Below are 15,079 nucleotides of genomic sequence, written 5' to 3' on the forward strand. Positions count from 1 at the left end.
TTCATGCGTATGGGCTTGGTGAAGTTAGGGCTTGCTATGTTGGTGTTTCCGGGGGTTGTGGCGGTTGCCTCGTATGCGGAGGGCCCGCTGCAGGTGAAGACGGATAAAGGGAAGATCGAGGGGTCCTTCACGGCGGACAATCAGGTTCGCGCCTTCAAAGGGATTCCGTACGCCGCGCCTCCGGTGCGTGAGCTGCGCTGGCAGCCTCCGCAGCCTGCGGAGAAGTGGAAGGGCGTCTGGCTCGCGAAGGACTTTGGGAAGCACTGCCTGCAAGGAGTCACGTATCCCGACATGGTCTTCGACGATCCGGGCGCCAGCGAGGATTGCCTCACGCTGAATGTGTGGACGCCGAGCAATCCCAAGGGCAAGCTGCCGGTGATGGTGTGGATCTACGGCGGCGGATACGTGGGTGGGAGCACGTCGGAGGCGCGGCAGAATGGGGAGTTTCTGGCGCACCGCAACGTTGTGGTCGTCTCGATGAACTACCGGCTGGGGATCTTCGGGTTCCTGGCGCATCCGGACCTGACGGCGGAGTCTCCGCATCATGCCTCGGGCAACTATGGGCTGATGGACCAGGCGGCAGCGATTGCGTGGGTGAAGAACAATATCAGCGAGTTTGGCGGCGATCCGAAGAACATCACGATCTTCGGCGAGTCAGCCGGGTCGTTTTCGGTGAGCGCGCTGATGGCATCGCCAATGTCGAAAGACATGATCGCGAAGGCAATTGGCGAGAGTGGTGGAGCGTTCTATTCTGCAGGGCTGCGCTTTCCGACGCGCGAAGTGGCCGAGAAGCAAGGCGCAGAGTTTGCCGAGAATGTGTTGCACGCGAAGAGCATCTCCGTGATGCGCAGGATTCCTGCAGAGCAACTGCTGAACATCGCGTCTGACCGGGAGAACCATGCTCCAAGGTTTGTCCCGGATGTGGATGGGTATTTTCTGCCGGACTCGGTCCCGAACATCTACGCGGCAGGGAGCCAGGCGCATATTCCGTTGCTGGCGGGGTGGAATGCGGATGAGGGGAGAGCCGCCGTCGTGATGGCTCCCGTGAAGCCTACGGCGGCAAGCTTTGGCGAGCAGGCGAAGAAGGAGTTTGGGGACGCCTCGGCGCGATTTCTCACCGTGTATGGCGCGGCGACGGATGAAGAGGCGCTGCGGTCAGCCGGTGATTATGCAGGCGATCGCTTTATCGCGTACTCGACGTGGCGATGGATGGGGGTCCATGTGGAAACGGGAGCGTCGCCGGTGTACCGGTACTTATTCGCGCTGGGCTCGCCGGGGGACAAGTTTCATTTGGTGGCGATGGGCGCGTTTCACTCCGACGACATTGAGTATGTCTTCGGGACGCTGGATTCACGGCAGGGTGCGGCGTGGCGGCCGGAGGATCGAAAGCTCTCCGAGTTGATAGGCGCGTATTGGACGAACTTTGCGCGGACTGGCGATCCGAATGGCGCCGGGCTGCCGATGTGGCCGTCCTACAACGCCACCGGAGGGTGGCAGGTGATGCACCTCGATGCGGACTCCGCAGCGAAGCCGGATGCTTACCGCGAACGGTATCTGTTTCTGGATTCGGTGTGGAGCAGGCCGAAGGTCGAGGCTGCGGGGAGCCACTAGGTCGCTCTCAAACTGTTCCATATCTCGGGATCGACGGGGACGCCGAGGCGGAGGTTCTCTTCGCGTAGGCGCAACGTTTGCTCGCCGGGATAACGGATGGGCTTTGCGGGATCGATGGGCGCAGCGTGGCGGAGCGAATCGATGATGCCGTCTGCGATGCGGTCGAGCTCTTGTCCGCTGGCTAGCGAGGCTGGGTCGATGACAAGGAAGATTTGTGACTGGCCTGTCTCACGGAGTGGTTCGTCCGAGAACTGATGGGTGGCGTTGCCTCCGGAGAGCATGGCTCCGAGCATGTCGAGGACGATCGCGAGGCCGGAGCCCTTCCAGTAGCCGATGGGCAGAGCGCGCTGTGAGGCTTCGATGGCGGAGGCGTCGGTGGTGAGATTGCCTGCGGCGTCGTAGCCTCCGGGGACGGGGAGCGGCTTGTGGCGTTTGGAGTATGAGGCAAGCGTGCCGTAGGAGAACTGGGAGACGGCCATGTCGACGACGACTGGGCCTGCCGCGCGCGGGACGGCGATGACCAGTGGGTTGTTGCCGATGGAGGGCGTGGTCGCTCCCCAGGCAGGGACGTTGGGGAGGGTGTTTGACCAGCAGATGGCAAAGAGACCTTGCTCGGCGGCGAGCCAGCCGTAGGTTCCGCCACGCATCCAATGGTTGGTGTTGCCAAGGGCGACGCCGCCGATGCCGTTCTGTTTCGCGAGTGCGATGGCCCGGTGGACGGCGACGTGAGCGTTGAGGTTGCCGGGGCCGCAGCGGCCGTCCCAACGCTCGAGCGCACCGAGGCCGGAGACGCGGGTGGGTTCGGCGTGGACGTCGATGCTGCCGTTGCGGACCATGGCTTCAAAGCGAGGAAAGCGGTTGAGGCCGTGAGTGTAGACGCCGTCACGTGTGGTTTCGGCAAAGAGGCGCGCGCAAAGCTGGGCGCGGCATTCGCGGAGGCCGAGCCGATGCATGGCTCTTTTGAGGGCTTCGTAGAGGTCGTCGAAGGGGACGCGGAGCATATAGCCGAGTTTAGAGGATGGAGTGACCGCGGATGCTCGCGGAGAGTCAGCGGACGAGGGGAGGGAGCTTGTCGCTAACACCGAAGAGGAAGATGGAGCCGATGGTGAAGCTGTAGGCGGCGGTGAGTGAGGTGACGAGGGTCTGGAGGCGCGGACGGTGGGTGCTGGAGGCGAAGACTCCTGAGGCGCTGGCGGTCATGAGCGTGTTCATGACGAGGAGGCCGGCGATGAAGCAGAGCAGGCCGAAGAAGCCGCGGCTGGTTCCGCCGAGGTTGGCGGCGAGGAGGAAGAGAAGAAGCTGCGAGGGGGTTTCGGCGCCGAGGCCGTGGATGATGCCGACGACGAAGACGGAGCCGCGGTCGTAACGGAAGGCGAAGGGGGCGGGCTTTGGCGCTTCAGGGTTGCGAAGCCTCTGGATGCGCCAGGCGATGTGGCGCGCTCCGCTGATGAGCAGGGCAATTCGGCTTTGTGGAATGACGTGATGATGCCCGGTGTCCGGCTTGCGGCGAAGGAAGGAGATGACGACGTAGATGGCGAGAAGGATGAGCGTGGCTCCGACGAGACGCTCGCCGATAGCGTCGAGGCGCGCGGGCAGCCCGAGGTGCAGGAAGATGACGGCTGCTCCGAGGACGGCGACGGTGAGGGCGTGGCCGAGCGCGTAGAGCAGGCCGAGCCGCATGCCCTCGTGCCAGTTGCGCTGGACGGAGGTGATGTCGGTGATGGCGGCGAGATGGTCGTAGTCGAAGCCGTGGCGGAGGCCGAGAAGGGCGCAGGAGAAGAGGGCGAGTTCGAGCGCAGAGGACATCTTCTGGTAGGGTACGGGCGTGCGCGGACTGGCGCAAGGTTAGCAGATTTCTCATGGGCGCCGTGGGCGCACCGTAATTTTTGACAATAGAATGTCGCTTGAGCAGATGAAAGAGGTAACGATGGATCTGGAGAAGGTGATTCTTGAAGCTGCGCCGCCGAGGCCCAGAGTGGCGAAGCCGATTGTGATGGTGGGTGCAGGTGGCATCGTGCACGACGCCCATCTGCCGGCTTATGCGAAGGCTGGCTTTCCCGTTGCGGCGCTGGTGGATGTGAGCCGCGAGAAGGCGGAGGTGCTGGCGAAGAAGTTTGCGGTTCCGTTTGCGACAGATTCGATCGCGGAGGCGATCGGGTATGCGCCAAAGGATGCGGTGTTCGATGTTGCAGTTCCGGCGAAAGCGATTGCCGGAATTCTGCCACAACTGCCGGATGGGGCGGCGGTGCTGATTCAGAAGCCGATGGGCGAGACGTTGGCCGAGGCTGAGGAGATTCTGAATATCTGCAGAGCGAAGGGGCTGACAGCAGCGATTAATTTTCAGCTTCGGTGGGCTCCGAACATGCTGGTGGCGCGGGCGCTGACTGAGAGCGGTGCGCTGGGTGAACTGCATGACATGGAGGTCTCAGTAAGCTGCCATATGCCGTGGGAGCTGTGGAGCTTTCTGAGTACGGCCCCCAGGCTGGAGATTTTGTATCACTCGATTCACTACGTGGATCTTGTGCGGAGCTGGTTCGGGAATCCTCGCGGCGTGTATGCCAGGACTGTGAGGAGTCCGCGGACGCCTGAGTTGGCGGCGACAAAGAGTGTGATCACGCTTGATTATGGGACCGATAAGCGGGTCTTCATCGCTTCGAATCACAGCCACGACTTCGACCCGAAGATGCAGCGCAGTTTTGTGCAGTGGGAGGGGATGACGGGTGCGATGCGGGCGCAGATGGGGGTGAATCTGAATTATCCGGTCGGCTTGCCTGACAGCCTCGAATATGTGATCCGGGGCGACGGGGGATGGAAGGACGCTTCTGTGCCCGGGAACTGGTTCCCGGATGCGTTCATGGGTTCGATGGGGTCGTTGCAGGCCTACGTGCAGGGAGAGACGAAGGCGCTGCCCACCAGTGTGGAGGACGCAATCGACACGATGCGCGTGGTGGAGGCGGCGTATATCTCCAGCGAACGCGGTGGTGTAGCGCTGCCGGGGATCGAGTAGGAACGGCAGGATGGACTATCGTCCCATCCAGCCTCCATCGACGGTGAGGACGGTGCCGGTGACGTAGTCGCTGGCAGCAGAGCTGAGGAAGAGCGCGGCTCCGGCGAGGTCGGTGGGCTGGCCCCATCGGCCGGCGGGAATGCGCTCGAGGATCTGGCGATTGCGGGTCTCGTCGGCCTGCAGGGCTTCGGTGTTCATTGTGGCGAAGTAGCCGGGGGCAATTGCGTTGACCTGGATGCCTTTGGGGGCCCACTCGTTGGCGAGGGCCTTGGTGAGCTGGGCGACTCCACCCTTGCTGGCGGCGTAGGCAGGCACGCGGATGCCGCCCTGAAAGCTGAGGAGCGAGGCGATGTTCACGATCTTGCCGGAGCTTCGTTTTTCCGCGTTTTCGCTTTTGTTTCTTTCGATCATGTCGCGGGCGGCGAGCTGCGAGAGCTGAAAGACGCTGGTGAGGTTGACCTGCAGGACAGTCCGCCAGTCTTCGATGGGGTACTCCTCGGCGGCGTGGCGGATGATGGTGCCGGCGTTGTTGACGACGATGTCGACGCGGCCGAACTTTTCTTTGACCTGAGAGAAGAGATCGGCGGCTCCGGTGGTGGAGGACAGGTCGGCGCGGAAGGCGGCGGCTTTGGGGCCGATAGCTTCGGCGGTCTCGGTTGCGGGGCGGCGGTTGCCGTGGACCGCGACGGAGGCTCCGGCCTGCGCGAGCGCGGTGGCGATGGCGGCTCCGATGCCGCTGGCGCCGCCTGTGACGAGGGCGACCTTGTTGTCGAGACGGAAGAGATCGAGGACGTTGATCTGAGTGGGCATGGTCAATCCAACTGTAATTCCGCGTTGAGCGGCGGGCAAATGGTTGATCTCACGAGTGGTTGACCAGAGGGCTCGGGGTTCGTATGGTTGCAGAGACGGAATCAATGTCATGAGAGTGGGGGAAGACGCGAAGTTATTCCTTTTGCAGGTAAAACACGTACTCTTTTGATTACGAGGTGAGTGGTTATGCGGCTGTATCAGATGGCGGACGCGGTCCGGTATGAGTTGATGAATACCGAGGACCTGCGCGAGACGTTTTTGCTGGAAGGCTTGTTTCAGCCGGGCGAGATCGAGTTCGCTTACGTGGACCTGGATCGCACGGTGATTGGCTCAGCAGTTCCCATGGACGAGGCGTTGAGGCTGGAGACGGAACCAGAGCTGCGTGCAGAGTACTTTCTCGAGCGGCGCGAGCTGGGTGTGCTGAACGTCGGCGGTGTGGGCGCAGTTGTAGTGGATGGCAAGATGTTCGCGCTGGACAAGCTGGACTGCCTGTACGTCGGACGAGGATCGAAGGACGTCTCGTTCTCAAGCAAGGATGCGAAGAACCCCGCACAGCTTTATCTGCTCAGCTATCCGGCGCACGCGGAGCATCCGACGGCGATGGTGAAGTTCGCCGATCTGAAGCCAGTGGAACTGGGCTCAGTGGAGACGTGCAATAAGCGCAGGATCTACAAGGCGATCTATAAAGAGGGCATCAAGAGCTGCCAGCTGGTGATGGGCTTTACGATGCTGGAGACAGGGAGCAACTGGAACACGATGCCTCCGCACACGCACATGCGGCGGAGCGAGGTCTACTTCTACTTTGACGTTGATCCGACGCATCGCGTGCTGCACCTGATGGGGCCGCCGGATGCGACGAGCCATCTGGTTGTGGCTGACAAGGAAGTGGTGGTCTCGCCGGGATGGTCGATCCATGCGGGTGTGGGCACGAAGAACTACACGTTCTGTTGGGGTATGGGCGGAGAGAACCAGGCGTACGACGATATGGACGGCGTGGCAATCGCCGACCTGAGGTGATGACGGCTGGCGAGGCCGGTCCGGTGGGGCTGGCGATACGGCCGAAGCAGGAGTGCCGCTGGGATCTGCTGAGCCTCGGCGAGGTGATGCTGCGCTTCGATCCCGGCGAGGAGCGGATCTCCGTGACGCGGAACTTTCGCGTGTGGGAGGGCGGCGGCGAGTACAACGTGGCTCGCGGGCTGCGGCGTTGCTTTGGCGAGCGGACGACGCTGGTGACGGCGCTGGCGGACAATCCTGTGGGTCGGCTGCTGGAGGACCTGATGCTGCAGGGAGGCGTCGACCTGTCGCACCTGCGATGGGTGGAGTACGACGGCATCGGACGTGAGGCGCGGAACGGGATCTATTTTCTCGAGCGCGGGTTTGGCAACCGCGGCGCAATGGGAATGATGGACCGCGGGCACACTCCGGTGTCGCAGATGAAGCCGGGGCAGGTGGACTGGGACGCAATCTTCGGCGGGGAGGGCGTGCGGTGGTTCCACACGGGCGGCGTGTTCTGTGCCCTGTCGGCCAGCACGGCTGAGGTAGCGGGTGAGGCGATGCAGGCCGCCAAACGGAATGGCGTCGTGGTGTCGTACGACTGCAACTACCGGCCTTCGCTGTGGAAGAGCTCAGGCGGGCGGCAGGCGGCGTGCAATCTGAACCGCGAGTTGGCGGAGTATGTCGATGTGCTGTTCGGGCACGAGGGCGATCTGGCGGCGTCGCTCTGTGAGGCGACGCAAGGGCCGCCGTGGCACGACCGCAACAGCTACGACGCGATGGCGCGGCGAGTGTTGGCAGAGTTTGCGAACATCAAGGTGATTGCAACGACGATGCGGCGGTCGAAGACGGCCAACCGTAACGACTGGGCGGCGTTCGGATATGCGAACGGGCAAGTCTTCGAGAGCGTCGCGTTTGATGATCTGGAGATATTTGACCGCGTCGGCGGCGGGGATTCCTTTGCGTCGGGCCTGATCTATGGGCTGATGGAAGCCAAAGGGATGCAGTGGGCGCTTGATTGCGGAGTCGCGCACGGCGCGCTGACGATGACGACGCCGGGAGATAGTTCGATGGCGACGCTGGCAGAGGTCGAGCGGCTGATGCAGGGTGGATCGGCTGCGGTGCAACGTTGAGGACGAACAGGAGAGTGAGATGAATAAGGCGGAGGTGTTGCAGCGGCTGCGCGAGATTGGGCTGGTTCCAGTGCTTCGGGCTGAGTCCGTGGAGAAGGCGCTGGCGCTGGCCGAGGCGATTGCCGCGGGTGGTGTGACGGTGCTGGAGATCACGATGACGGTGCCTGGAGCGATCCAGGTGATGCGCACACTAGCGGAGAAGCGGCCGGATATCCTGATCGGCGCAGGGACGGTGCTCGATGCAGAGACGGCAAGGATGTGCATCCTCGAGGGCGCGCAGTTTGTGGTGAGCCCGGCGTTGAACCTGCAGACGATCGAGATGTGCCATCGGTACTCGATTGCGGCGCTGCCCGGCGCGCTGACGCCGACCGAGGTCGTGACGGCGTGGCAGGCGGGCGCGGATGTGGTGAAGATCTTCCCGGCGAGCGCGATGGGCGGGGCGAAGTATCTGGCATCGCTGAAGGCTCCGTTGCCGCATGTGGAGATGATTCCGACGGGCGGGGTTTCGCTGGCGACTGCGGTGGACTTCCTTGAGGCAGGAGCGTTTGCGCTCGGTGTGGGCGCCGATCTTGTGAACGCGAAGGCGATGGCCGAGGGCAAGCCGGAGGTTGTGACAGAGAGCGCGAAGAAGTATATGGCGATCGTGAAGGAGTTCCAGTCGCGTTCGAAGAAGTAATTTGAAGTTCAAGTTGAAGAGAGGTTGGGTGGTTGCCGCCTGGCCTCTGTTGTTGCGACTGTTCGCAGTCAGGGACGGGGCCGAGTGACCCAGAGCAGCGGTTGGCTGATGGGAAAGGTTCGCTGAAGCGGGGGGATAGTGGTGTCGGGCGGCAGCCTTCGCCAGAGGTCAGCGTACTCGGGGCGGCTGTAAGCGCGGGCAGCGAGCAGCAGGCTTGGTCGGCGAAGGGGAAGCGCGGTGAAGTAGTTCAGGTCGGCGCTGTAAGGCCAGGTGCCGCGGTCGAGCATGAAGGGATAGTGGCGCGCAATGGCAGAGCGCATACCGGGGCCATCCTGCAGGTCGTAGGTCCAGACGCTCTCAAAGCGTGTGGAGAGGAGATCGCAGGCGGCGGCGAGCATGTCAAGGTTGAAGAGCGAGTTGCGATAGGGGTTGGGCGAGGCGATCTCGTGGGGAAAGGTTCCGTCGGCGAGAATCTGGGCGCGGATCGTGGTGGACTTGAACTGGTGGCGCAGTGCGGTGAGCGGGGCGTCGTCTTTGGTGTTGAGGCGGGCGCAGGTGGCGGCTTGCAGGAGCCATGAAGAGCCGTGGTGGTTCTTCAAGTCGCGGGCGAGGCCGGCGATGCGCGATGTGGTGAGCCAGTTGTGATAAGTGGTGAACCATGTAGTGAGGGCGTCGAGTGTGGGCTGCGGGAGCGATTCAGACGTGGCGAGGAAAGGGATGGACTGGGCGATCTCGGCGAGGAAGACGCCTTCGACGATGCCCTCAGGCCGGCCGGTCTTCGCTGGAGGAATGATGCCTGCGTAGAGGAGCGCGGGTGTCATGCTTGTCGCAGGTTCGATGAACCATGCATTCAGGTGCGTGACAGCGTGATGGGCGTAGCGGTCTTCGTGCGTGAGGACGAAGGCTGAGGTGAGTGCTCCGACGGCGAGGCTGAGGTTGAGCAGAGCATCACGATGCGCGGTGAAAGCTGTAGGGTTGGGGGCTCCGCTGCGCTGGGTGTAAGGGGCTTCGGGGTTGGCGGGGTCGGGCCAGTAGTTGTCGGCTTCGGAGTAGAAGTCGTGTGGCGTGCCAGGGCTGTGTGGGCTGGGGAGAGTGGTGAGCGGAGTGGGGGACTGCGAGAGGTAGTGTTCAGCTTGAGTGAGAATGCGGTCGTGATCGATGGCGGCTACGTCGGGGTGTGCCGTTGACCGCGAAGAACCCGGTTGCTGAGCCAACAGAATGCGTGGTGCGAGGAGAAGCGTTGCGGCCCGGGAACAGAAGACTCTGCGCGTAGTAGACATAACGGCTTTTGCCGGAAGGGTACCACGGAAGATTGAAGCCTGCTGGGAGTGTAGAACGTCTTAGAGACTATAGGGACGGATAGGAATGCGAGTTTCTGTTGGAACAGTAGCCGTTGCTCTCGCTTGCCTCTTGTGCAGGTGTCCGCCTGTGCATGCAGCGGAGAGAGCGGTGCGTGTGTGTGTCCGCGATGAGAGTGGCGGGGCGGTCGCTGACGCCAGCGTACAGGTGCAGGGAGACTCAGGCAGAAGAGTTGTAAGCGATGCGACTGGTTGTGCGAGTCTCACCGTGTTGGGAGAGCAGTCGAGGCTGGAGGTTGCGCACGCTGGCTTTGATGGCGTCGTACGGGCACTGGGGGATGAGGCGGAGATCGCGGTTGTGCTGCGAGTGGCTGCACGGGAGGAGGCGGTGGAGGTGACAGCCGCGCGGACTCCGCTGGCGCTGGACGCAAGCGCGAGCAGTGTGCGGACGATGTCGCCGCAGCAGCTTGAGGAGGCTCCTGCGCTGACGCTCGATGACAGGCTGCGGCAGGTGGCTGGGTTTCAGTTGTTCCGCAGAACGAGCTCGTGGGTGGCGAATCCGACGACGGAAGGGACTTCGCTGCGTGGGCTGGGTTCGACGGCGGCAAGCCGGACGCTGGTGTTGAGCGACCTGGTTCCGCTGAATGATTCCTTTGGCGGGTGGATTCACTGGAATGAGATTCCGCAGCTCGCGACGCGCGAGGTGGAGCTGATGCGCGGCGGGGCCTCGGATTTGTACGGTTCGAGCGCGATCGGTGGAGTGATCGACGTGATGACTGTGACGCCGGAGAAGTTTGGCTATGCGGTGGACCTGTCAGGCGCGAGCGAGGCGACTTCGATTCTGAATGGACTGCTTACGGCGGGAGATAGAAATTTGAGTGCGCTCGGCGCGGTGACGCTATTTCGGACGGATGGTTACATCCTGACGGCGCCCGAGGCTCGTGGTGCGGTGGATATTCCCTCGAATGTGCACTCGCAGAGTGGGCGGGTGGAGATGCGGCACGGCGTGGGGAGCGATGGTGCGGTGTTTCTGCGGGGCAATCTGCTGAATGAGGCGCGGAGCAACGGGACTCCGTTGCAGACGAATGCAACGCGCATCTGGCGGTATGCGACCGGCGCGGACTGGACGGCGAATGAGGCAGGAAGATTTGTACTGCGGCTGCACGGGACGAATCAGGGCTACCGGCAGAGCTTCTCGTCAATTGCGTCGAATCGTGCAACGGAGAAGCTGACGCGCTTGCAGGTGGTTCCTTCTGCGCAGATGGGCGGGGCGCTGCAGTGGGCTCGGACGTGGCGGGCGTTGACTGTGGTGGCGGGCAGCGACGTGTTGGATACGCGCGGGACTGACGATGAGACTCCGGTGAGCAACGGCGTGCATCAGGCGACGCAGAGCATCAGCGCGCGGCAGCGAGACACGGGCGTCTATGGCGAGGCGCTGTGGCAGCCGAGGACGTGGTCGATTGCGTTCTCTTCGCGGGTGGACTGGTTCAACACCTTCGACGCGAAGGCGGTCGGGGTTAAGCCGACTCCGGTGCTTCCGACGGTGGCGGAGACGATCTTCGATCCGCGGCTTGGAGTGGTGAAGCAGTTGGGAGGTGGGGTTTCGCTGACGGCTTCGGGGTTCAGGGCATTTCGCGGGCCTTCGATGAATGAGCTGTATCGAACCGGTCAGGTGGGGCAGCAGACTACGCTGGCGAATCCGAATCTGCGGTCGGAGCGGGCCACGGGGTGGGAGGCTGGCGGGCTAGTGAATGTGCGGCACCTGGGCTCTGTGCGGTCGAGCTACTTCTGGACGCAGGTGAACCGGCCAATTGCGGCGGTAACGCTCCGCTCCACTCCAACGAGCACCCTGATGCAGCGGCAGAACCTGGGGCAACTTGAGAGTCGTGGCGTGTCGCTGGAGGCGGAGATAAGACCGATGAGCTTCCTCACCCTGACAGGAGGCTATCAATACGCGAACTCGACCGTGACGAAGTTCCAGGCGGATCCAACGCTGGTGGGGAAGTGGACCGCGCAGGTTCCGCGAAACAGCGCAACCCTGCAGGCACGGATGGAGCGGCAACGGTGGGGCGTCTTCAGCGTCGATCTGCGGACGAGCGGGCAGCAGTTCGATGATTCGGCGAATCAATTCCGATTGAATGGGTACGCACAGGTAGATCTCTACGCGGAGCACTCCTTGTGGGAGAGGCTGCGCGTCTATGGCTCAGTGCAAAATCTTGCGGATTCGAGGATAGAAGCTGGGCGCACGCCGATCCTTACGCTAGCTTCGCCGAGGATTGTGGTGTTCGGGCTGCGGTTTCATTGATTGGCAGTTTTCTCTGCCTGCTTACGGCCAACCCTTTTATATTCATGCGACTAACACTTGGGTGCGGTGCCGGGCGTATATGCAACTAAAGTCGTTCTAAAAATAAAGGGCTAAAGCGAGAATGGCTATCCGCTTGCTAGAGCAGAACACAGCAAACCATCGGCTGGGTACAGGGACTAGTCTTCGCAAAATAGTTGAGTAAGCGAAATTTCTTATCGCCAGACCTAGTCCTTTGGGTTACGATGACCGCGACTCTCCCCGCCCGATGTTGGAAACGCCAGGAGACCTACATGTTCGCTTTGCGTCGTGTTTCGGGACTTTTGCTCGTCGGCCTTGCTCTATCAATCGTCGGTTGCGACAACTCGGGGCTGGATTCCGTTCAGGTTACACCGGCAACTCAGACTGTGACGGTTGGTCAGACTGCGCAATTTACCGCTGTTGGGACATACGGCAGTGTGAACCACCATACGACAAAGAACCTGACGAGCGAGGTGAGTTGGGCCTCCACCGTTCCTGCTGTGGCAACCGTCAATTCTTCCGGGCTGGTAACAGCAGTGGGGTCGGGTGTAACAACGATCACGGCCAGCGCAATGGCGTACAACGGTCATGTCAGCTCCAGCGCAATCCTTACCGTGACAAGCTCAGCCGGAGGCGGGACTGGGGGGAGCGGAGGAGGCATCCTTTCGCTCACCATCATTCCGAGCGGGATTGTCTTTGGCAGCTTGACCCAGAGTGGGCAGTTTCTGGCGATTGGAACGTTCTCGAGCGCGCCGACCGTGAGGGACCTGACCAACTCGGTCAAATGGCTTACTTCCGCACCGAATGTATTCCCGGTCACAAACTACAGCAGCACGTTGACAGGGACTGGCACACAAAACGGCGGGGTCGTCAGTGCTTATGGAAGTAGCGTAGGGCCCGTAGGCGCCGTCATCACTGCGGAGGCAACCGACAGCAATGGGTCGATAGCTACCGCTACGGCAAACGTCGGCTGCCCGTTAGTTCTTCCCAATCCCACCGCCAACCCGCCGACGCCAGGCTCGTGCAATGAGAACATCCCACAACTCCTGTCGACGCTGACGGTGTACAACGAAGGGCTGAATCCCAATACCCCAGAAGCCGGCGGCAACTGGCTGATAACTGCTCCTTCAGCCACTGGCACTCCGGCCGTTATCAATTGCGGCCCGGGCGCCGGAGCCGGCAAGTCAGTCTGCACGGCAACTTATCCCCTGGGCACCATCGTGACCTTGACTGCCCCCGCCCGAACTGGAGTCTCCTTCGGTGGATGGTCTTCCAACTGCTTCAACACCGGAACGATCACACAAGCCGGGCCCAACACTTGCACGATCGACTTGTCGGCGAGTGACGCCACCGTGGGAGCTATCTTCAACTAAGCAGCAACCGCAAAACATGTGAGAGGGGGCCGCCCTTCGGGGCGGCCTCTTTTGATTAGCTGATGGCTTTGTTGACGAGTTGCTGGGCTTCCGTCTGGATTTGTTTGAGGTGATCGGGGCCTTTGAAGCTCTCGGCGTAGATCTTGTAGACGTCTTCGGTGCCGGAGGGGCGGGCGGCGAACCAGCCATTCTCGGTGGAGACCTTGAGGCCGCCGAGGGCAGCTTTGTTACCGGGGGCTTCAGTGAGGATGGCGGTGATGGGCTCGCCTGCGAGTTCTTTTGCTGTGACCTGAGACGGTGAGAGCTGCGACAGCTTGGCCTTTTGTTCCTTGGTGGCTGCGGCGTCGATGCGCTGGAAGACGGGCGAGCCGTACTTTGCAGTGAGTTCCTGGTAGAGCTGGCCGGGGTCTTTGCCGGTGCGTGCGGTCATCTCGGCGGCGAGGAGGCCGGGGATGAGGCCGTCCTTGTCGGTTGTCCACACCTTGCCGTCGCGGCGGAGGAACGTTGCTCCGGCGGACTCTTCACCTACGAAGCCGAGCGAGCCGTCGACCAAGCCGTCGACGAACCACTTGAAGCCGACGGGGACTTCGAGCATGGGGCGGTTGAGGCCCTTGGCCACGCGGTCGATGATCGAGGAAGAAACGAGCGTCTTGCCGATCGCGGTCTTCGCGCCCCAGTTCGGACGGTTTGTGAAGAGATACTGGATCGAAACAGCGAGGTATTGGTTGGGGTTGAGCAGGCCGGCGGTGCGGGTGACGATGCCGTGGCGGTCGTGGTCGGTGTCGGCGGCGAAGGCCACGTCGTACTTGTCCTTGTTGGCGATCATCGATGCCATGGCGTAGGGGCTGGAGCAGTCCATGCGGACGCGCCCGTCCCAGTCGCAGGTCATGAAGCGGAAGGTGGCGTCGACATTGCGATTGAGAATCTCGAGCGGGAGCTTGTACTGCTCGGCGATGCGCGGCCAGTAGTGGACGCCTGCTCCTCCGAGCGGGTCGACGGCCAGCTTGAGGGAGGTCCCGCGGAGGACGTCGAAGTCGATGACGTTGGCGAGATCATTGACGTAGGCGGTGATGTAGTCGTGGCGGTAGGTCCTGTCTGCGGAGAGAGCGCGGAACCAGGAGATGCGCTTGACGTCCTTCAGTCCCGCCGCAATTAATTCATTTGCCCGGTTCTCGATCCACTTGGTGGCCGTGGTGTCGGCAGGGCCGCCGGAGGTAGGGTTGTACTTGAAGCCGCCGTCCTCGGGAGGGTTGTGCGACGGTGTGATGACGATGCCGTCAGCGCGGTGGAGCTTCGGGTTCTGGTTGTGGGTGACGATGGCGTGGGACAGCGCGGGGGTGGGCGTGTAGCCGAGGTGCTCGTCGATCATGACCTCGATGTTGTTGGCGGCGAGGACCTCGAGCGCGGTGGTGAAGGCGGGCTCGGAGAGGGCATGGGTGTCCTTGGCGAGGAAGAGGGGCCCGAGCGTGTGCTGAGCGGCGCGGTATTCGACGATGGCCTGGGTGATAGCGGCGATGTGGTCGTCGTTGAAGCTGGCCTCGAAGGAGGCGCCGCGATGGCCGGAGGTCCCGAAGGCGACGCGCTGCGCGGGGACCGCGGGGTTGGGGTGAAGCGCGTAGTAGGCCGTGATAAGGCGGGGGAGATCGACGAGTGTGGAAGGATCAGGGAGTTGGCCGGGCTTGTTGGTCTGCTTGGTGCTCATACTCTGTGTGTCCTCTTGGATTGCTTTTCGACCTTGTAACTATAAGGGATACGGGAGGCTCGATGCGAAGCTAGACGATTGTAGTTCTTCACTCATTGAACTGTTTTGCATGGAGTTCCCGGGAGGTCGCATATAGTATCGTTGTGTCTCCGG

12 protein-coding genes are annotated in these 15,079 nt (G+C 62.2%); 7 read left to right on the plus strand and 5 right to left on the minus strand.

The genetic code is table 11. The features are described from left to right. The first annotated feature begins 3 nt into the window (after window positions 1-3). Window positions 4-1,611, plus strand: coding sequence for a carboxylesterase/lipase family protein (locus OHL16_RS01545; protein ID WP_263365310.1), 1,608 nt, complete (start codon window positions 4-6; stop codon window positions 1,609-1,611). Here OHL16_RS01545 and yiaK read toward each other — a convergent pair. Continuing rightward, window positions 1,608-2,612 carry a 3-dehydro-L-gulonate 2-dehydrogenase gene (yiaK, locus tag OHL16_RS01550; protein ID WP_263365311.1) on the minus strand — a complete coding sequence of 335 codons (1,005 nt, stop codon included), beginning with the start codon at window positions 2,610-2,612 and terminating at the stop codon, window positions 1,608-1,610. The two genes, OHL16_RS01545 and yiaK, sit on opposite strands and share 4 nt — an antisense overlap. Window positions 2,613-2,658: 46 nt before the next feature. Continuing rightward, entirely contained in the window at window positions 2,659-3,417 is a 759-nt protein-coding gene (locus OHL16_RS01555) for a hypothetical protein (RefSeq protein ID WP_263365312.1), read from the minus strand. A gap of 121 nt (window positions 3,418-3,538) precedes the next feature. Between OHL16_RS01555 and OHL16_RS01560 the strand changes: the two genes are divergently transcribed. Further along, window positions 3,539-4,618, plus strand: coding sequence for a Gfo/Idh/MocA family protein (locus OHL16_RS01560; protein ID WP_263365313.1), 1,080 nt, complete (start codon window positions 3,539-3,541; stop codon window positions 4,616-4,618). Window positions 4,619-4,633: 15 nt separating this feature from the next. Here OHL16_RS01560 and OHL16_RS01565 read toward each other — a convergent pair whose 3' ends face one another. Then, window positions 4,634-5,428: a glucose 1-dehydrogenase gene (locus OHL16_RS01565; protein ID WP_263365314.1), complete on the minus strand. Its 795-nt coding sequence runs from the start codon at window positions 5,426-5,428 to the stop codon at window positions 4,634-4,636. A 186-nt stretch (window positions 5,429-5,614) separates the two neighbouring features. On the opposite strand from OHL16_RS01565, the gene kduI reads away from it, so the two are divergent. From kduI to OHL16_RS01580, 3 genes are read left to right on the plus strand one after another with little or no spacing between them, the layout of a single operon-like run. Further along, the gene (kduI, locus tag OHL16_RS01570) at window positions 5,615-6,445 is read left to right on the plus strand and encodes a 5-dehydro-4-deoxy-D-glucuronate isomerase (RefSeq protein WP_263365315.1); all 831 of its coding nucleotides are present in this window, start codon (window positions 5,615-5,617) and stop codon (window positions 6,443-6,445) included. Then, a complete protein-coding gene (locus OHL16_RS01575) occupies window positions 6,445-7,554 on the plus strand; it encodes a sugar kinase (protein ID WP_263365316.1) in 1,110 nt (369 codons plus the stop codon). The genes kduI and OHL16_RS01575 overlap by 1 nt, the downstream gene beginning before the upstream one ends. 19 nt (window positions 7,555-7,573) lie before the next feature. After that, window positions 7,574-8,230 (plus strand): bifunctional 2-keto-4-hydroxyglutarate aldolase/2-keto-3-deoxy-6-phosphogluconate aldolase, encoded by a 657-nt coding sequence (locus OHL16_RS01580; RefSeq protein WP_263365317.1) that lies wholly within the window; start codon window positions 7,574-7,576, stop codon window positions 8,228-8,230. Window positions 8,231-8,298: 68 nt separating this feature from the next. Here OHL16_RS01580 and OHL16_RS01585 read toward each other — a convergent pair whose 3' ends face one another. After that, entirely contained in the window at window positions 8,299-9,510 is a 1,212-nt protein-coding gene (locus OHL16_RS01585; protein WP_263365318.1) for an alginate lyase family protein, read from the minus strand. Between the two features lie 169 nt (window positions 9,511-9,679). On the opposite strand from OHL16_RS01585, the gene OHL16_RS01590 reads away from it, so the two are divergent. Together OHL16_RS01590 and OHL16_RS01595 are read left to right on the plus strand one after the other, a co-directional pair. Continuing rightward, the gene (locus tag OHL16_RS01590; protein ID WP_263365319.1) at window positions 9,680-11,833 is read left to right on the plus strand and encodes a TonB-dependent receptor; all 2,154 of its coding nucleotides are present in this window, start codon (window positions 9,680-9,682) and stop codon (window positions 11,831-11,833) included. A gap of 290 nt (window positions 11,834-12,123) precedes the next feature. Beyond that, window positions 12,124-13,224: an Ig-like domain-containing protein gene (locus OHL16_RS01595; protein WP_263365320.1), complete on the plus strand. Its 1,101-nt coding sequence runs from the start codon at window positions 12,124-12,126 to the stop codon at window positions 13,222-13,224. 55 nt (window positions 13,225-13,279) lie between these two features. Here OHL16_RS01595 and pgm read toward each other — a convergent pair whose 3' ends face one another. Then, window positions 13,280-14,926 carry a phosphoglucomutase (alpha-D-glucose-1,6-bisphosphate-dependent) gene (gene pgm / locus OHL16_RS01600; protein ID WP_263365321.1) on the minus strand — a complete coding sequence of 549 codons (1,647 nt, stop codon included), beginning with the start codon at window positions 14,924-14,926 and terminating at the stop codon, window positions 13,280-13,282. Window positions 14,927-15,079: the final 153 nt, after the last annotated feature.

Origin of the sequence: Edaphobacter bradus (genome assembly GCF_025685645.1) — a bacterium.
GTDB classification, from domain to species: Bacteria; Acidobacteriota; Terriglobia; order Terriglobales; family Acidobacteriaceae; genus Edaphobacter; species Edaphobacter bradus.

Bases quoted from the DNA above. Each gene is read 5' to 3' on its own strand.
- pgm (WP_263365321.1), bottom strand. From the start codon at position 14,926: ATGAGCACCAAGCAGACCAACAAGCCCGGCCAACTCCCTGATCCTTCC.
- kduI (WP_263365315.1), top strand. From the start codon at position 5,615: ATGCGGCTGTATCAGATGGCGGACGCGGTCCGGTATGAGTTGATGAAT.
- OHL16_RS01575 (WP_263365316.1), top strand. From the start codon at position 6,445: ATGACGGCTGGCGAGGCCGGTCCGGTGGGGCTGGCGATACGGCCGAAG.
- OHL16_RS01585 (WP_263365318.1), bottom strand. From the start codon at position 9,510: ATGTCTACTACGCGCAGAGTCTTCTGTTCCCGGGCCGCAACGCTTCTC.
- OHL16_RS01560 (WP_263365313.1), top strand. From the start codon at position 3,539: ATGGATCTGGAGAAGGTGATTCTTGAAGCTGCGCCGCCGAGGCCCAGA.
- OHL16_RS01580 (WP_263365317.1), top strand. From the start codon at position 7,574: ATGAATAAGGCGGAGGTGTTGCAGCGGCTGCGCGAGATTGGGCTGGTT.
- yiaK (WP_263365311.1), bottom strand. From the start codon at position 2,612: ATGCTCCGCGTCCCCTTCGACGACCTCTACGAAGCCCTCAAAAGAGCC.
- OHL16_RS01565 (WP_263365314.1), bottom strand. From the start codon at position 5,428: ATGCCCACTCAGATCAACGTCCTCGATCTCTTCCGTCTCGACAACAAG.
- OHL16_RS01545 (WP_263365310.1), top strand. From the start codon at position 4: ATGCGTATGGGCTTGGTGAAGTTAGGGCTTGCTATGTTGGTGTTTCCG.
- OHL16_RS01595 (WP_263365320.1), top strand. From the start codon at position 12,124: ATGTTCGCTTTGCGTCGTGTTTCGGGACTTTTGCTCGTCGGCCTTGCT.
- OHL16_RS01555 (WP_263365312.1), bottom strand. From the start codon at position 3,417: ATGTCCTCTGCGCTCGAACTCGCCCTCTTCTCCTGCGCCCTTCTCGGC.